At 45.2% G+C, this 14,722-nt stretch carries 17 protein-coding genes; 7 read left to right on the top strand and 10 right to left on the bottom strand.

The window, feature by feature from the left end:
• Position 1: 1 nt before the first annotated feature.
• The 3 genes from ACFGVR_RS08190 to ku form a co-directional block, all read right to left on the bottom strand.
• A complete protein-coding gene (locus ACFGVR_RS08190) occupies positions 2-463 on the bottom strand; it encodes a PA2169 family four-helix-bundle protein (protein WP_448702312.1) in 462 nt (153 codons plus the stop codon).
• 36 nt (positions 464-499) lie between these two features.
• Positions 500-1,036: a YciE/YciF ferroxidase family protein gene (locus ACFGVR_RS08185; protein WP_448702310.1), complete on the bottom strand. Its 537-nt coding sequence runs from the start codon at positions 1,034-1,036 to the stop codon at positions 500-502.
• A gap of 92 nt (positions 1,037-1,128) precedes the next feature.
• Entirely contained in the window at positions 1,129-1,899 is a 771-nt protein-coding gene (gene ku / locus ACFGVR_RS08180) for a non-homologous end joining protein Ku (protein ID WP_448702309.1), read from the bottom strand.
• A gap of 263 nt (positions 1,900-2,162) precedes the next feature.
• Here ku and ACFGVR_RS08175 point away from each other — a divergent pair, with 263 nt between their 5' ends.
• The 3 genes from ACFGVR_RS08175 (at position 2,163) to ACFGVR_RS08165 (ending at position 5,265) form a co-directional block, all read left to right on the top strand.
• Positions 2,163-2,423 (top strand): DUF4834 family protein, encoded by a 261-nt coding sequence (locus ACFGVR_RS08175; protein WP_448702307.1) that lies wholly within the window; start codon positions 2,163-2,165, stop codon positions 2,421-2,423.
• A gap of 2 nt (positions 2,424-2,425) precedes the next feature.
• Positions 2,426-2,716 carry a hypothetical protein gene (locus tag ACFGVR_RS08170; protein WP_448702306.1) on the top strand — a complete coding sequence of 97 codons (291 nt, stop codon included), beginning with the start codon at positions 2,426-2,428 and terminating at the stop codon, positions 2,714-2,716.
• A gap of 71 nt (positions 2,717-2,787) precedes the next feature.
• The gene (locus ACFGVR_RS08165) at positions 2,788-5,265 is read left to right on the top strand and encodes a hypothetical protein (RefSeq protein ID WP_448702305.1); all 2,478 of its coding nucleotides are present in this window, start codon (positions 2,788-2,790) and stop codon (positions 5,263-5,265) included.
• Positions 5,266-5,482: 217 nt separating this feature from the next.
• Here the strand turns inward: ACFGVR_RS08165 and ACFGVR_RS08160 are convergent, their stop codons facing one another.
• Entirely contained in the window at positions 5,483-6,550 is a 1,068-nt protein-coding gene (locus ACFGVR_RS08160; protein ID WP_448702304.1) for an alpha/beta hydrolase family protein, read from the bottom strand.
• A 168-nt stretch (positions 6,551-6,718) separates the two neighbouring features.
• On the opposite strand from ACFGVR_RS08160, the gene ACFGVR_RS08155 reads away from it, so the two are divergent.
• Positions 6,719-7,183, top strand: a complete 465-nt coding sequence (locus tag ACFGVR_RS08155; RefSeq protein ID WP_448702303.1) for a VOC family protein — start codon at positions 6,719-6,721, stop codon at positions 7,181-7,183.
• A 161-nt stretch (positions 7,184-7,344) separates the two neighbouring features.
• Here ACFGVR_RS08155 and ACFGVR_RS08150 read toward each other — a convergent pair whose 3' ends face one another.
• The 4 genes from ACFGVR_RS08150 to ACFGVR_RS08135 form a co-directional block, all read right to left on the bottom strand.
• Positions 7,345-7,581, bottom strand: a complete 237-nt coding sequence (locus ACFGVR_RS08150; protein ID WP_448702302.1) for a cytochrome b5 domain-containing protein — start codon at positions 7,579-7,581, stop codon at positions 7,345-7,347.
• Positions 7,574-8,260: a lycopene cyclase domain-containing protein gene (locus ACFGVR_RS08145; RefSeq protein WP_448702301.1), complete on the bottom strand. Its 687-nt coding sequence runs from the start codon at positions 8,258-8,260 to the stop codon at positions 7,574-7,576. The genes ACFGVR_RS08150 and ACFGVR_RS08145 overlap by 8 nt, the downstream gene beginning before the upstream one ends.
• The gene (locus tag ACFGVR_RS08140; RefSeq protein WP_448702300.1) at positions 8,257-8,700 is read right to left on the bottom strand and encodes a hypothetical protein; all 444 of its coding nucleotides are present in this window, start codon (positions 8,698-8,700) and stop codon (positions 8,257-8,259) included. The genes ACFGVR_RS08145 and ACFGVR_RS08140 overlap by 4 nt, the downstream gene beginning before the upstream one ends.
• A 332-nt stretch (positions 8,701-9,032) precedes the next feature.
• On the bottom strand, positions 9,033-9,878 hold the full coding sequence (locus tag ACFGVR_RS08135; RefSeq protein ID WP_448702299.1) for a phytoene/squalene synthase family protein: 846 nt from the start codon (positions 9,876-9,878) through the stop codon (positions 9,033-9,035).
• Positions 9,879-10,030: 152 nt separating this feature from the next.
• Between ACFGVR_RS08135 and ACFGVR_RS08130 the strand changes: the two genes are divergently transcribed.
• From ACFGVR_RS08130 to ACFGVR_RS08120, 3 genes are all read left to right on the top strand, one after another.
• The gene (locus ACFGVR_RS08130) at positions 10,031-10,612 is read left to right on the top strand and encodes a thioredoxin family protein (protein ID WP_448702297.1); all 582 of its coding nucleotides are present in this window, start codon (positions 10,031-10,033) and stop codon (positions 10,610-10,612) included.
• 52 nt (positions 10,613-10,664) lie between these two features.
• Positions 10,665-12,152, top strand: coding sequence for a phytoene desaturase family protein (locus tag ACFGVR_RS08125; protein ID WP_448702295.1), 1,488 nt, complete (start codon positions 10,665-10,667; stop codon positions 12,150-12,152).
• Positions 12,153-12,249: 97 nt separating this feature from the next.
• Entirely contained in the window at positions 12,250-12,783 is a 534-nt protein-coding gene (locus ACFGVR_RS08120) for a C40 family peptidase (RefSeq protein WP_448702294.1), read from the top strand.
• 108 nt (positions 12,784-12,891) lie between these two features.
• On the opposite strand, the gene ACFGVR_RS08115 is transcribed toward ACFGVR_RS08120, so the two are convergent.
• Together ACFGVR_RS08115 and murB are read right to left on the bottom strand one after the other, a co-directional pair.
• Positions 12,892-13,431 carry an RNA polymerase sigma factor gene (locus ACFGVR_RS08115; RefSeq protein ID WP_448702293.1) on the bottom strand — a complete coding sequence of 180 codons (540 nt, stop codon included), beginning with the start codon at positions 13,429-13,431 and terminating at the stop codon, positions 12,892-12,894.
• 263 nt (positions 13,432-13,694) lie between these two features.
• A complete protein-coding gene (gene murB, locus ACFGVR_RS08110; RefSeq protein ID WP_448702292.1) occupies positions 13,695-14,708 on the bottom strand; it encodes a UDP-N-acetylmuramate dehydrogenase in 1,014 nt (337 codons plus the stop codon).
• Positions 14,709-14,722 lie beyond the last annotated feature (14 nt).

Genomic DNA, 14,722 nt, shown 5'->3' with positions numbered 1-14,722 from the left:
GTCAATTATAAACCCTGGCCAATTGCTCGCTGCGGGTTAACGCACGTTCAACACCGGTTTTCTGGTCGGTTAGCGTTTCACGCAGTTCGGGGCTCAATTCTGCATTTGCCAGTACTTTTTCATACTCGGCTATAGTTGCTTTTTCATCAGCCATGCAAGCCTCCAGGGCGGTGCGCTCTGCATCGCTGCCTATAGTTGTTTTAATGGTTGTCCACAATCTTCCAAGGGCACTAAATGTGCCGCCTGATACGGTTTTGGCATCGCCACCCAGCAAATGTATCGCCGCACGGAGCTCTTCGGCGTATTCGCCACGCTGTATCAAATAATCGGTAAAAAGGGCCGTAAACTCTGGGCCCGGCGAGTTATTGGCCGATTGTTTATACCCTTCCATACTATCGGTAGTTATAGAAAGCAAATGTTTTAATTGCTCTATAGTTTTATCATTTACTGCTACTTCTGCCATGATCTTAATGTTAATTGGTTTATAATAACCAATCCTTTATTTCTTTTCGGCCCTTGCAGATGTGTTTACACAGCTCTCGGCCACCTGGGTCAATAAAGAATCGGCGTTCTTTTCTTCGGCCAGTGTTTCTTCCAACAATCCGGCTGCTTCAGTATAACCCAAAACTGCTGCTAAAGTTTTTAAAGTTCCGTAAGATGCTATCTCATAATGTTCTACTTTTTGCGCTGCCGATATAATGCCAACGTCGCGGGTCAATGTCCCTTTTTCGGTCTCTCCCATAATTTCTTCGCCTTCTTTCAATAAGCCCGCCATCGCTTCGCATTTTACCGCAACTGCTTTTTCACCTATTGATGCAAAAACCTGCTCCAACCGGGTAACATGGTTTTCGGTTTCGGTTAAATGTGCCTGGATAGTGGATTTTAACTCCTCGGATGTTGCGCCTTTGATCATTTTGGGTAAAGCCTTGCTTAAATGCTTTTCGGCCCAATAAATGTCTTTCAATTCGTCAATAAACAGTTCGTTTAATGCAGAGTCTTCAAGTTCTGTAACTGCTGATGATGTTGTTGTTTTCATAAATATTTTATTAATGTTTTTATTGATCAACAACATTAATAGCTGACAGTTTTACTTATTATATAATTTATTTCTTTATAAGAAATAAAACATTAGGCGCCTTTTTTGGTTTGCAAACTCGCCATCAGCTGATCGTACAGATCATCCCCGGCTGCTTTTTTAGGTTTTAGCTTCTTGATGGTTGGGCGTTTGCCTTTGGCTTTAAGCTTAATGATATTCAACAACTCGTCCGAATATTCGTCCTTAAATTTCGACACATCAAATTTGCCCGAGTACTGCTCTATCAGGGCCATGCCCATATCCAGCTCCTTTTTACTCACCTCGTGTTTGGTGGGGATATTGATCTCCTCAGGCGAGCGGATCTCCTGCGCAAAACGGATACGGGTAACCACCATTACCTCGTCGAGCGGGTGCACTATACACAGGCTTTCGGTACTGCGCAGCACAAAACGCGCCAAGCCTGCCTTTTTTGATTCCTGCAGCGCTTTGAGCAACAGGGCATAAGCTTTGCTGTTTTTACTATCCGGCTCTACGTAATAGGATGTTTCGTAAAACATGGGGTTTACCTCGCCTATATCAACAAAGCTTTCAATGGCAATTTCCCTGCTTTTTTCGGGCGCGGCTTCTTCAAAATCGTGTTCATCCAGCACCACGTAATCATCGTCGAGCTTATAGGCTCTTACGATCTTATCATAAGGCACCTCTTTATGGGTATGCTCGTTAACCCGCTGAAAACGAATCTTCGAGTGGTCGCGCCCGTCCAGCATATCCAGGTCGAGCGAGCTGCTTTGTACGGCCGAATAGAGTTTGATGGGGATATTGACCAGCCCAAAGCCGATCGATCCTTTCCATATTGCTTTCATAAAAATAACTGGTTGATCAATAGGTATAACTACAGAAACAAAAAAGGGTTTTAAGGAATATAGCGGTTGACTTACCGGAGTTGGAAGGGTATTACATCACCTTGATATTTACCTCCGCATGACTATAGCATTGTAACATTATTTACCCATTGGCATCATAATCAAACATTTTAGCGTTATTAGAGCTTACTATAGTTGAGGCCAGGCAACGGCGCTATTGTATAGTTTAATTTTTACTTAAGTTTGTATTTTATTTTAATGCAATGGAAATAATCGATTTCATCATTATAGCTGGGCTGGCATTGTATTTGGTGCCTATATTATTCCGTGTGGTTATACGTTTGTTTTTGCAAAGGTTAGTAAGCAAAGCGCAGCAGCACGGGCAGCAAAACTATCAGCAAAACTACCAGCAAAGCACCAGCCGCCCGGCAGATGGTCGTGTTAAGGTTGACTATGCGCCCAAAGTAAAAAGCCAGATACCCGACTCGGAAGGTGATTTTATTGATTACGAAGAAATAAAATAACCATGCTGCCCGAAGAGGTTTATAAGCGCAGGCATTACGGTACCCCGCAATCATTTTTTCTGATCATCGTTAATTACGTTGTACTGGTATTGGCCATGCAGTTTTTTGCCCAATGCACTGCAATAAGCTTGTATTTTTGGATCACGATGGGCCTGCTGGCCGTTTATAATTTTTACAAGATACGCCGCGAGCGCGAGGAGTATGATAAAGCGCGCATCATAGCTTATGTAGTTAGCCTGGCAGGTTTGATCCTGCTATTTTTTGCCCTGCGAAGCAGCGCGCAGCACTGTTAACCAACGGGTGCTAATTAAATCTTTCTTTTCCCGCCTAAATTCCTATTTTTGAAAATCATATCTCAAATTTAATGAACAATTGGTTTAAACAAAATGGCATTCATTTAGGCATTGCCGCACTATTTTTAGTAATCTCTTTCTTTTATTTTACGCCTGCTTTTCAGGGCAAGGTACTTAACCAGGGCGACGTGCTGCACGCAACAGCAATGGCCAAAGAGGTTAACGACTATAAGGCTAAAGACACCACCATCCTTTGGACGAACCAGTTATTTGGCGGTATGCCAACCTACCAAATTTGGGTGCCTTACAACAACAACATCACCACCTATGTCATCAAAGCTTTAAAAGCAACGTTCCCGGTGCCTATTGATACCGTTTTGCTGTTTTTATTTGGCGCATATCTGCTGTTTTGCGTATTGCGGATAAATCCCTGGCTTTCGGCCGCTGGTGCCATAGCGTTTGCCTTTTCATCATACAATATTATATTACTCGGGGCAGGACATGCCAACCAGGCATTTGCCATCGCATTCTTCGCGCCTATACTGGCGGGCATTATCCTCACCTTACGCGGACGTTACCTGCTTGGCGGGGCTGTAACCGCTTTGTTTTTGGCGATGGAGATTCGGGCCAACCATATCCAGATGACCTATTACCTGTTATTCGGTATAGCTATTTTGGTAGGGATTGAGTTATACCATGCCATTAAAGCCAAAACAACCAAGAGCTTTTTTACAGCCATTGCTTATCTGGCTGCTGCTTCTTTGTTGGCTATCGCGGTAAACGCCTCAATGCTGTGGAGCACTTACCAATACGGGCAGGAAAGTAACCGCGGGCAATCAAACCTTACCAGCCGCGCTGCAACCCCCGAGCCAAGCAATGGTTTAAGTAGGGATTACGCTTACCAATGGAGCCAGGGCGTGAGCGAAAGCTTTACCTTTTTGGTGCCCAACCTGTACGGAAGCGGCGGCGATGCATCGCTGAACCAGGATTCGAAAAGCGTACAGGCCTTAACCGATCTGCATGTTGACCCCAACCAGGCCATCGGCGTTGCCGAGCAAGGTTTATACTGGGGCGAAAAACCGTTTACCGGTGGCCCGTGGTATTTTGGCGCAGCTATCTGTTTTTTGTTTATAGCAGGTTTACTCATTGTTAAAGACAGGCTTAAATGGTGGCTGGCAGGCACTGTGTTATTGGTGATGCTGTTGTCATTCGGCAAAAACTGGCCGTATGTGTCCGACTTTTTCTTTAACCATTTCCCGCTCTACAACAAGTTCCGCACGGTTGAATCTATTTTAACCATAGCCACGCTGTGTTTCCCGCTGTTGGCATTTTTAGCTATCCGCGAAATTATCGCAACAACTAACAGGGCCGAGATACTGAAAAAGGTCTATATCGCATTTTATATTACCGGCGGCCTATGTTTATTGCTGGCTTTGGTGCCCGATATGTTCCTGTCGTTCAAATCGAGCAATCATCAGGCAATGATCGACAGCTTTACTCAGCAAATGGGTGGTAACAGTGCGGCAGCCAATGCGTTTGTATCGGGTTTGGTTCAGGATCGTATTTCGCTGGCTAAAGCCGATGCCTGGCGTTCATTGTTATTTGTAGTACTTGCCTTTGGTATTGTTTGGGCCTTTATCAAACAAAAGCTCAATGTTACCGTGTTATCTATCGGTTTACTGGCCCTGGTGCTCGTTGATCTGTGGGTAGTGGACAAACGTTATTTGAAAGAAGAAAGCTTTGGCGCTAAAGAAGATATGCAGCAACCACAACCCCGCGAAGTGGATAAGCTGATATTGCGTGACCCGGACCCGGACTACCGTGTGTTTGATATGACGTCGGGTAATCCGTTTACCGATTCAAATCCGTCGTTCTTTTATAAATCGATAGGTGGTTACCATGCCGCCAAACTGAAACGTTTTGACGAATTGCAGGAAAGGCAATTTAGCGGAAGCATAAACCAGGACGTACTGGATATGCTGAATACCAAATACATTATTACTACCGACCCCAAAACGCAATCGCAAACCATGCATGCAAATCCTACTGCCTGCGGCCACGCCTGGTTTGTAAAAAGCGTGAAGTTTGCCGATAACGCCGATGCCGAAATGCAGGCCATTAGCAGCTTTAACCCTAAAGACGAAGCTATAGTTGATAAGCAATACAAAGGCCTGATAGAAGATAAACAAACATCTATCGATACATTGGGCAGCATTAAACTGGTAAGCTATAACCCCGACCATATGGTTTATCAAAGCGGCTCGGTAACACCACAGGTAGCTGTATTTTCGGAAGTGTATTATAAAGAAGGCTGGAAAATGCTGATAGATGATGTTGAGAAACCATACTTCAGGGCCGATTGGTTGTTGCGTGCCGCGCAGATACCGGTTGGTAACCACAAAATTGAGTTTATATTCCACCCGGCGGCATACTACACCGGCGAGAAAATATCACTGGCAGGTTCGATATTGTTGGTACTTGCATTGGGCGGTGCTTTCTTTGTAGAGAATAAAAAGAAGAAGAGCGTAAAGCCGGCTAAGAAAGCTTAATAAGATAAAGATCATGCTGAATTTATTTCAGCATCTCTCAGGACAGTATGCGTACTGCCAATCACGTGAGATGTTGAAATAAATTCGGCATTTTATATTTATGATAATTGGGGCGTTCCCTGCGGGCCGGGCTATCCGCTCATACGGCACAGGCCTTAGCCACGAGGCTGGTATCCGCTTCTATCCCTAACGCATCTTTTGGGTAAAATGGCTGGCTTTATTTCTTCACTAACCATTGTTCAAACCAATCCAAAGCCATTTGTATATGATATTCAGGAGTGGTGTGGCCAAGCTTTGGGGCAACATCAATTTTAAGCTTATCAGCGTTGGCAGTGCCATAGGCAGCTTGTACAGCAGCAAAGGCTATTTTAGCTCCCGGCAGCGGGTTGTTGTTATCATTTTCGGTGCTTAGGATGAGAAATGGCCGCGGTGCAAAAAGGCGGATCATTGAGGGGCAGTCAAACTCGCCGGTAATACCGGGTAAGATCTTATCCCAAACAGCTTTAATGTTGCGCTGGTTAATGGTACTATCGCCCATATCTTTAGCGGCTTGCTGATGCGCACCTTTAATGGTGCCAACACGGCCCTGCCACCTGTCGTTTTCTAACGACCATTTGAAACTTTGTATAGCGATATCAGGCACAGCAACTTTAATACGCGGGTCCACAGATGCGGCCATCCAGGTTTCGATACCGCCCATGGAGATTCCACCCATACCCAAACGGTTAGCGTCAATATCAGGCCGGGTGCACAGGTAATCGGTTACCCGCCACAGGTCATAACTGGTATCCCACAAAAAAGGATGAGTTTGATGGCTTTTGTCGCTGTTCTCCCAGGCCTGCGTTACTGCGGCTATATATTCCTCAGAGCCATGCGCACCACCGGCAATGCGCTCGCCATGAAAGCGGGCATCGATAGCTACGCCTGCAATGCCCAATTTGGTTAGCCGGTAAAGAATGTTTTTGATACGCGCTTCATCCTTTTTGCCGCCGGTACCATGCAGAAAGATAACGGCAGGTAACTTGGCTTGTGCCGATACAGGTTTGTAGATCAGCATAGGCACCTTTTCATTTGCTTCGCTGTAAATATAACCGTGCTCAATGATCACCGAATCAGTTTGGGTAGTTTGAAAAGAGGCATTGAATGGTACCCTAGGCCGGTCGAGTATTCTATGAAAATCGGCAGCAACCTGCGCCGCAGGCGGATATGTTTCGGTTTGAGCAAATACGGCTGAGCCAAACAATACGGCGGCTATCGCGCAAAGCAAATGGTTTTTACGGGGCATAATGGGTAGGTTTACAGTTACAAATATTAGGTATTGATTTGACATAAAGGCACACCGGCTAAAAATGTTACTTGTGTTAACGACGTGATACCCCCTGTAAAATGCCGGATTTGCACCTTACACCCTGCTGAAAATTGCAGCTATATTTGTTTAACCAATTTGAAAAATATGAAAGCGATGCAAAAGATAACCCCATTTTTATGGTTCGATAATAACATTGAAGAAGCTATTGAGCTATACACATCGGTATTTAAAAATGCAAAAGTTCACAGCATTAACCACATGCCGGGCAAGGATAAGGCCTTTTCGGCTACTTTTGAACTGGAAGGGCAGGAGTTTATGGCGCTTAACGGCGGCCCGATGTTTAAGTTTACCGAAGCTGTATCGTTTTATGTGAATTGCGAAAACCAGCAGGAGATAGATTATTATTGGGAAAAGCTTACTGCTAATGGCGGCAGCGAATCGTATTGTGGCTGGTTGAAAGATAAATTTGGCTTGTCGTGGCAAATTATTCCGCATAACCTGGGCCAGTTGCTGTATAATGAAGATCAGGCAAAAGCAAAAAAGGCAATGGATGCCATGATGCAGATGGGTAAGTTGGATATGGCAGCTCTGGAAGCGGCGGGGAAATAACAAGTAAGGGAGTTGCTTAAGATTCTGGTCAGAAAAAATCTCTGCGGACTCTGTGTAATGCCTCTGTGAATCTTTGTGGTTAATTTTACCACAGAGAACGCGAAAAGAAAAACACAAAGTACACAGAGCCAATTATTCGTGCGTAAAAGCGTTCTTTGATGTTATCCTAATTTACCAATTGGTATAAATTTTTCAAATACGCCTTCGGTATGCGGGGCATCCTTGAGCTCGTCGGTTAAATCCTGTCCGGCCCAGTGTTCGTAGTGCTTTCCGTTGCGCCATAACCGGCTTTCGGTAACGTCATAAATAAATCCCAGGTATGCAACCCATATCTGGGGCTTATCCTGGCCGTTGCGCAAGGCTAACTGGCTTTTGGTATATACCGGTAACTCACTCACCGTTTGCTACTCCTTTCTTACTAAAATGTTCAAAAAAACCGATGTTCATCAGCAACAGCGCCATTAAATAAAAATGATCTTCGAAGGGGATGGTCCAAACGCGGGTGCCCATGGTTTGGGTTTTGCTGTACAGCACCACCGGGATTGATGTGAGCGCTCCGTTAACCACGTAAAACGGAATAAGCGCTACGAAATACATGATATAAAACCGGTTGAGCCAGCGCCGGCGTAGTACGTATTCGAACAAAATGATGAGTACCAGCAGCAAGCTAAACGTAACTAACGGGTACAGTTTGTGGTAAAAAAAGATGAGCACCAATATAGACAGTATGCCAAAGGCGCTTGAGAGCACCTCGCTTACTATATCGCTGAGCATATAGTTGAGATAATGGTTAAGGCAGGCATAAATAAATATACAGGCAAAGGGCACGGTTAAAAAAAACAGCACTTCTTCAACAGGTAAGCCAAACAGGTTGATGCCCAAAATGTATTTGGGGTTAAAGCTCCATACGCCTTTAACGGTGAACAATACGTCCCATACTAAAAAAAACAAACCCGTAATGGCCATGCCGGGCCAGATAAATTTCCAGCTTTTATGAAAGGCCACCCGCTTATCAAATGATAGCGCCACCGGGAATACGATGGTTAAAAAGTTGATGAGCAGGTAAGTGTATTTCACGATAATGCGGCTAAATGTTTATGCAGAGTTTCGGTTTCGGCGGGTGTGCACAGTTTGGATGCTATTAAAAATTTGATGAGCTGAATGGTGAGCGGTTTGTTGGCCGTGCCATAATTTTTTTCATTTAACTGGCGAATCATCTCATCCCTGTCGGCATCCAGGTTTTTATTGTAGCCTAAAAAGCCAGGCACGTTATTTTCGATGGAAAAGCGCAGAAAACGGATCTCGATGTTATGCGGGTCGGCGTCAGTGGCCTGTTTTAAAACCTTTTCGGCAGTGCGCAGGTATTTGATCTTACTATAGGGGTTCCAGCTGTGTTTGGCTTTTAAACCATTCAAAGTGCCCAAATAGGCCAGGTATACCGGTGGCTTATTGCTCATTTTATCCAAAGCGGTGTAAAGCGAATCGGTTGTTTTGCCGCTGTTAAGTGCCAGCACCATCTTTTGGCGAAGTTGTTTTAGTTCGGCTGGGGAGTCGGACTGGGCGTAGGATGGGATGATGGGAGCGAAAAACAGTAAGATGAAAATTCCAAAAGATCTGCGAAGCAGCTCATTTTTTGCATAGGTAATAACCCCTGACAGAGCAGACGATTTTTCCGAGCGAGGGGAAAGCGCGATTCCCTCCCCCGGGAGGGTGTAGGGAGGGGTTTCATCATTAAGCATCGCACAGAAACCCCTCCCTGCCACATCACAGCCTGCCGCACCCCTCCCCAGGGAGGGAATTAAAAAGGCGCTGGATATTACCGTCCTGAGAGGGGAATTTAAAAAGATGCTCATATCTTATTCAATTTTTGCTGTACCACGGCCTTTACGTACAACGCCATTTTTTGTGTATCAGATACCCGGATACGTTTTTGCATCAGTGTACCGGCGGGCGTTTTTTTTATTTTGTTAAACAGCTCAAGGTAATATACGTAAGCAATGTATACGCCAAGCCGTGTGCCTTGCGGCAGATGTTTGATCCCGGCAAGGGCATCGTCAAAATCAGTTTTGATGTCGGCTTCAATGGCCCGTTTATCGCTTTCGCCGAACTGGTTAAAATCGACACCGGGAAAATAAACGCGGCCGCGCTCTTCAAAATCGGAGCGGATATCGCGCAGAAAATTGATCTTCTGAAAGGCTGAACCCAGGCTGCGTGCCTTGGGCAATAAGGCATTGTACAGGGTTTGGTCGTTCTCGCAAAAAACGCGTAAACACATCAACCCGATCACCTCGGCCGAGCCATAAATATATAAGTGATAGCTTTCGTGACTGTGGTTGGTTTGATCAAGATCCATTTCCATCGACAGTAAGAAAGCTTCGATCAGTTCGGGCTCCAGGTGGTAACGGTTAACCGTGATCTGGAACGCGTGCAAAACCGGGTTAAGGCTGATACCCTGTTCAATAGCGGCAAAGGTCTCGTCGCGAAAACCGGCTATCAGGGCTACTTTATCACGGTCGTGAAAAGTATCTACAATTTCATCAGCGTAACGCACAAAACCATAAATGGCGTAAATAGCATCGCGGAAACGCTGATCAAAAGCTTTGATACCCAGGCTGAACGAGGTGCTGTAATTGTTGGTTATCAGCTTGCTGCAGTCAAAGCAGGTTTTATTAAAAAGATCCATTTTATCGGCCATGCGGTGAGCAAATTTAGTTATAAATAGCACATCTTTTTTTAGTGTGCATTGTCATGCGGATGACATAACAAAACAAACAGCCAGAAGGTTGCGTTATTTTGACAGATAAAAATAGTTTATTGCCTAATTTGCTCTATCAAAACTATTTAACCATGAAAAGGCTACTGATATTATTCATTGCTTTTAGCTTTATGTTTGCGGCTACTGGCTTTGCACAAACCACCCTGCCAACATCCGAAAGTGTTTTAAAACAGGCTTACACGCAAGCCGCTAAAGAAAATAAAAAGGTATTGCTCATTTTCCATGCCTCGTGGTGCGGCTGGTGCAAAAAAATGGAAGCGAGCCTGAACGACCCATCGTGTAAAACAATGTTCGACGATAATTATGTGATCGCTACTTTGGATGTACTGGAGCGCCCTGCAAAAGCCAGCCTGGAAAATCCCGGATCGTTAGACGTGCTGAAGAAATATAAAGGCGAAAAATCGGGCTTGCCGTTTTGGCTGGTGCTTGATGCCAATGGTAAAGAATTAGCCGATAGCCAGGTACGCCCTGCGGGAGCATCACTTGATGCACCAGGCGAAAGCGTTGGCTGCCCTGCCAGCGAAAAGGAAGTGGCGTTCTTTGTTGGCGTGCTGAAAGCGACATCAAAACTCAATGACGAACAACTGGCCGTTATTGCCAAACGTTTTGCACAAAACAAGCCTGCACCGGTTGCACGTACTGCGGCTAATTGATTTATTGCTGCCTGTACGCTAACAAATGATTACTTTAGGCCCGTTATAGCCTATGGACAATCGCAAACACATTATTGTTATCGGGGCGGGGTTTGCCGGTTTATCGGCGGCTTCGGTTTTGGCTAAGGCCGGATATAGGGTAACTATAGTTGAAAAGAACGGGCAACCCGGCGGGCGGGCACGCATCTGGCAAAAGGATGGCTTTACTTTTGATATGGGGCCAAGCTGGTATTGGATGCCCGACGTGTTTGAAAATTACTTCGCCCTGTTTGGTAAAAAGGTTTCGGACTATTATACCCTGAAACGGCTGGATCCGGGATATCGCATTTTTTACGGAGAAGATGACCTGATGGACATTCCGGCGCGTATGCCAGAACTGGGAAACCTGTTTGAACAAATTGAACCCGGAAGCAGCCATGCCCTGCACCATTTTTTGCAGCAGGCAGAGTACAAGTACAAAGTAGCTATGGGCGACTATGTTTTCCGCCCATCGCACTCCATTACCGAGTTTATTGATCTGAAACTGATCATCCAAAGCCTGCGGATACAAATGCTGGGTAACATGAGCAAGCATGTGCGTAAGCATTTTAAAAACCCAAAACTGATTAAACTGTTGGAGTTCCCGGTGTTGTTTTTAGGCGCCACGCCGCAAAATACCCCCGCCATGTACAGCCTGATGAATTATGCCGACCTTGCCCTGGGCACCTGGTACCCTATGGGCGGCATGCACCAGATTGTAAAAGCCATGGTGGCTGTAGCTAAAGAATTGGGCGTGGAAGTGCGCCTGGATACAGAGGTTACCAAAATTAACATTCGCGACAAGCGGGCCCAAAACATTGAAACCAATCAGGGTACCATAGCAGCCGATTTTATTATTGCCGGTGCCGATTACCAACACGTGGACCAGGCTTTGGTTGACAAGCCGCATCGCAACTACGACGAGCGATATTGGGACAAACGTACCATGTCGCCATCGAGCCTGCTGTTCTACATCGGCACCAATAAAAAGGTGGATGGCATACAACATCATAATTTGTTTTTTGATGAAGATTTTGAACAACATGCGGCCGATATTTATACCGACCCGAAGTGGCCGGGGAAGCCGTTGTTCTATGTATGCTGCGCCTCAAAAACGGATGATAATGTTGCACCCGAAGGCTGCGAGAACCTGTTTTTTTTAATGCCCATCGCTCCCGGCCTGCCCGACGATGAACAAACCCGCGAAAAGTACTTCGAAGTGATGATGGATAGATTTGAGAAGATCACCGGGCAAAGCATCCGCGAAAACATTGTTGTAAAACGCAGCTACGCGCTTAATGATTTTAAAACCGATTATCACTCATACAAAGGCAATGCCTACGGCCTGGCCAATACCTTAAAACAAACCGCTTTTTTTAAACCCGCAATGCGGGCAAAGCATATCCACAATCTGCTGTATACCGGCCAGCTAACGGTGCCCGGGCCGGGGGTGCCGCCGGCTATTATTTCGGGGCAGGTGGCGGCTAAGGAAGCGATGAAGGTGATAGAAGATGGATGGTGATGGTAGATGTATAAGGTAGGATGGAAGATGTGCGGATAATAAATTAACCCGTTGGTTTAGTTTTTGCAACGATAGTATAATATCAATACTATGTTGTATGCGAACCTTCAAAAAAATTTACCTGTTGCTTACTGTGGCTGCTGTAGGATGTGGCCAGCCGGAGATGTCGTCCGATAATATGGATGGGCCGGTACCGCATCCGGTAACTATTTCTACCGGCAACATTATGCCGGTGCAGGTGACCAACTATGCCCGCACACTGATCGGTATACCCTACAAATATGGCTCGATCAACCCGGCACAGGGGTTTGATTGCTCAGGTTTTATTACCTATATTTTTAATCATTTCGGTATCAACGTACCCCGCACATCGGTTGATTTTACTTTGGCCGGTGAGCCCGTTAATCTGAAAGAAGCAAAGGCGGGCGACCTGATCCTCTTCACCGGCACCGATACCACCGGGAGAATTGTTGGCCATATGGGCATCATTACCACGCAGCCCGGCCAGGATATTAAGTTTATCCACTCCACATCGGGCAGGCAGGATGGTGTTACCGAAACACCTTTAAACCAATATTACATGGTAAGGTATGTTAAAACAGTAAGGGTATTTGTACAGAATGGGTTGTGAATGTGCGGATGCGCAGATCAATCGCCAGTTCTTTTTAAACGACAAATGCCCGCGAGGTTCGCAGGCATTTGACTATATGTAGATGTATGTATTGAGTTTAATTACTGATCAATCCTCTTCGGCGTAGATCGGTTTTTTAATGCCGTTATCATAAGCTTTCAGGTTCTTTTTCAATAGCTTACGCGCTACGTGGATACGGGTTTTTACCGTACCGATAGGGATATCCAGATCATCGGCAATTTCGTGGTATTTGTGGCCTTCAAAATACATGGTGAAGGGGATGTAATAATCTTCGGGTAAACGCTCTAAGGCTTTTTTAATGTCGTCCATCACAAATTTAGCCTCGCCCTGGTTTTTAGTTGAGCTGAATACCAGGTTTGGCGATGAGATCTCATCTGATTTGGTAACAAAAGTGCTCATCTTAACAAAACGACGGTAATTGTTGATGAAAGTATTTTTCATGATGGTATATAACCAGCCTTTTAGGTTTGTACCTTCTTTAAACTTATTATAATAAGTTATGGCTTTCAACATTGTGTCCTGAACAAGGTCGTTAGCATCATCAGCGTCGTGAGTGAAGTGAAGCGCGTATGACCTCAATGAACCTGCCTGACGTAGTACCATGGTGTTAAACTCAATCTTTGTCATGTTGTTAATGTTTTGTGACAAACTCTAAAACAAACATGATACCGCTTTGTAATTAGTGTATGGGTTAAGGTACGGCGAGCAGTTTAAAAAGACTATTACGATAAGTTTTTAAATAGTGTCGAAATTTACAATTAGCTGATAATTAGGCTGTTTTTAAAAATTGGTGTAAAATATTTATGGGTATTGCAAGCCTGCGTACACAAAAACAGAATTGTAGTACAGTGTATAGTTTTCTGTATACTTTTTAAAACAGTTGGCTTTTATTACAGAATATTTACTTCGCGCTGCAGCGTAACGCCGAATTTGGTTTGTACGCTTTGGATGATCTGAGAAGAGAGATCGTAAACCTCGCGGCCTGTTGCGCCGCCATGATTGACCAGCACCAATGCCTGGTTTTTCCAGGTGCCGGTATGGCCCACCACTTTACCTTTCCAGCCGCATTGCTCTATGAGCCAGCCTGCTGCCAGTTTAACCAAACCATCCCCGGCAGGGTAATGCACCACTTCGGGGGCTTTGGCTTTAACTATTTCAAACTCCTGCTCCGTTATTACCGGATTTTTAAAAAAACTACCCGCGTTGCCAATGGTTGACGGATCGGGCAGTTTGGATACGCGGATATGTGATACCACATCGGAAATATCTTTGATGGTGGGCGCGGTAATGCCACGGTTGGTTAACTCCTGTTCGATGGCGCCGTAGCGGGTATTGATATCGGGGATGAGCGACAAATGGAATTTGACGCTCACAATAATGTGTTGGCCGGGCTGCTGCTTAAATATGCTTTCGCGATAAGCAAAATGGCAATCGGCTTTGGTAAAAGTTTTAAAAGTGCTTGTCGCGATCTCGAATGCCACACATGAATCAAATACATCTTTGAGCTCGACACCATAAGCGCCGATATTTTGAATGGGCGATGCACCAACCGAACCCGGGATAAGGCTCAGGTTTTCAACCCCGGCAAATTGCCATTTAACGCAGTACTGTACAAACTCGTTCCAAACTTCGCCGCCGCCTGCCTCTACAAAAACCTCGTTATGGTTAATGCGGTGCTCAATGCCGCGGATATTCATCCGGATAACCAGGCCATCAAAATCCCGTGTAAGCAACAAGTTGCTGCCACCACCCAAAATAAGTCGTTCGGTGGTTTTCCATTGCGGGTCCATAAACAGCTCAACCAGGTCGGCGGCATGGTCTATCTCAACAAAATAGCGGGCATTGGCATCAATACCAAAAGTGTTGAAATTTTTTAGAGAGATGTTTTGATGGATCTGCAGCATAGTAGTCTAAAATA

This window comes from Mucilaginibacter aureus (assembly GCF_053514885.1).
Note: the sequence above shows the minus strand (reverse complement) of the source record. Positions and strands in the feature narration are given on the sequence as shown.

What these genes read in the sequence shown, in the direction of transcription:
- ACFGVR_RS08190 (WP_448702312.1), bottom strand. Translation starts at nt 463, where the DNA reads ATGGCAGAAGTAGCAGTAAATGATAAAACTATAGAGCAATTAAAACAT.
- ACFGVR_RS08185 (WP_448702310.1), bottom strand. Translation starts at nt 1,036, where the DNA reads ATGAAAACAACAACATCATCAGCAGTTACAGAACTTGAAGACTCTGCA.
- ku (WP_448702309.1), bottom strand. Translation starts at nt 1,899, where the DNA reads ATGAAAGCAATATGGAAAGGATCGATCGGCTTTGGGCTGGTCAATATC.
- ACFGVR_RS08175 (WP_448702307.1), top strand. Translation starts at nt 2,163, where the DNA reads ATGGAAATAATCGATTTCATCATTATAGCTGGGCTGGCATTGTATTTG.
- ACFGVR_RS08170 (WP_448702306.1), top strand. Translation starts at nt 2,426, where the DNA reads ATGCTGCCCGAAGAGGTTTATAAGCGCAGGCATTACGGTACCCCGCAA.
- ACFGVR_RS08165 (WP_448702305.1), top strand. Translation starts at nt 2,788, where the DNA reads ATGAACAATTGGTTTAAACAAAATGGCATTCATTTAGGCATTGCCGCA.
- ACFGVR_RS08160 (WP_448702304.1), bottom strand. Translation starts at nt 6,550, where the DNA reads ATGCCCCGTAAAAACCATTTGCTTTGCGCGATAGCCGCCGTATTGTTT.
- ACFGVR_RS08155 (WP_448702303.1), top strand. Translation starts at nt 6,719, where the DNA reads ATGAAAGCGATGCAAAAGATAACCCCATTTTTATGGTTCGATAATAAC.
- ACFGVR_RS08140 (WP_448702300.1), bottom strand. Translation starts at nt 8,700, where the DNA reads ATGGTGCTGGCACTTAACAGCGGCAAAACAACCGATTCGCTTTACACC.
- ACFGVR_RS08135 (WP_448702299.1), bottom strand. Translation starts at nt 9,878, where the DNA reads ATGGCCGATAAAATGGATCTTTTTAATAAAACCTGCTTTGACTGCAGC.
- ACFGVR_RS08130 (WP_448702297.1), top strand. Translation starts at nt 10,031, where the DNA reads ATGAAAAGGCTACTGATATTATTCATTGCTTTTAGCTTTATGTTTGCG.
- ACFGVR_RS08125 (WP_448702295.1), top strand. Translation starts at nt 10,665, where the DNA reads ATGGACAATCGCAAACACATTATTGTTATCGGGGCGGGGTTTGCCGGT.
- ACFGVR_RS08120 (WP_448702294.1), top strand. Translation starts at nt 12,250, where the DNA reads ATGCGAACCTTCAAAAAAATTTACCTGTTGCTTACTGTGGCTGCTGTA.
- ACFGVR_RS08115 (WP_448702293.1), bottom strand. Translation starts at nt 13,431, where the DNA reads ATGACAAAGATTGAGTTTAACACCATGGTACTACGTCAGGCAGGTTCA.
- murB (WP_448702292.1), bottom strand. Translation starts at nt 14,708, where the DNA reads ATGCTGCAGATCCATCAAAACATCTCTCTAAAAAATTTCAACACTTTT.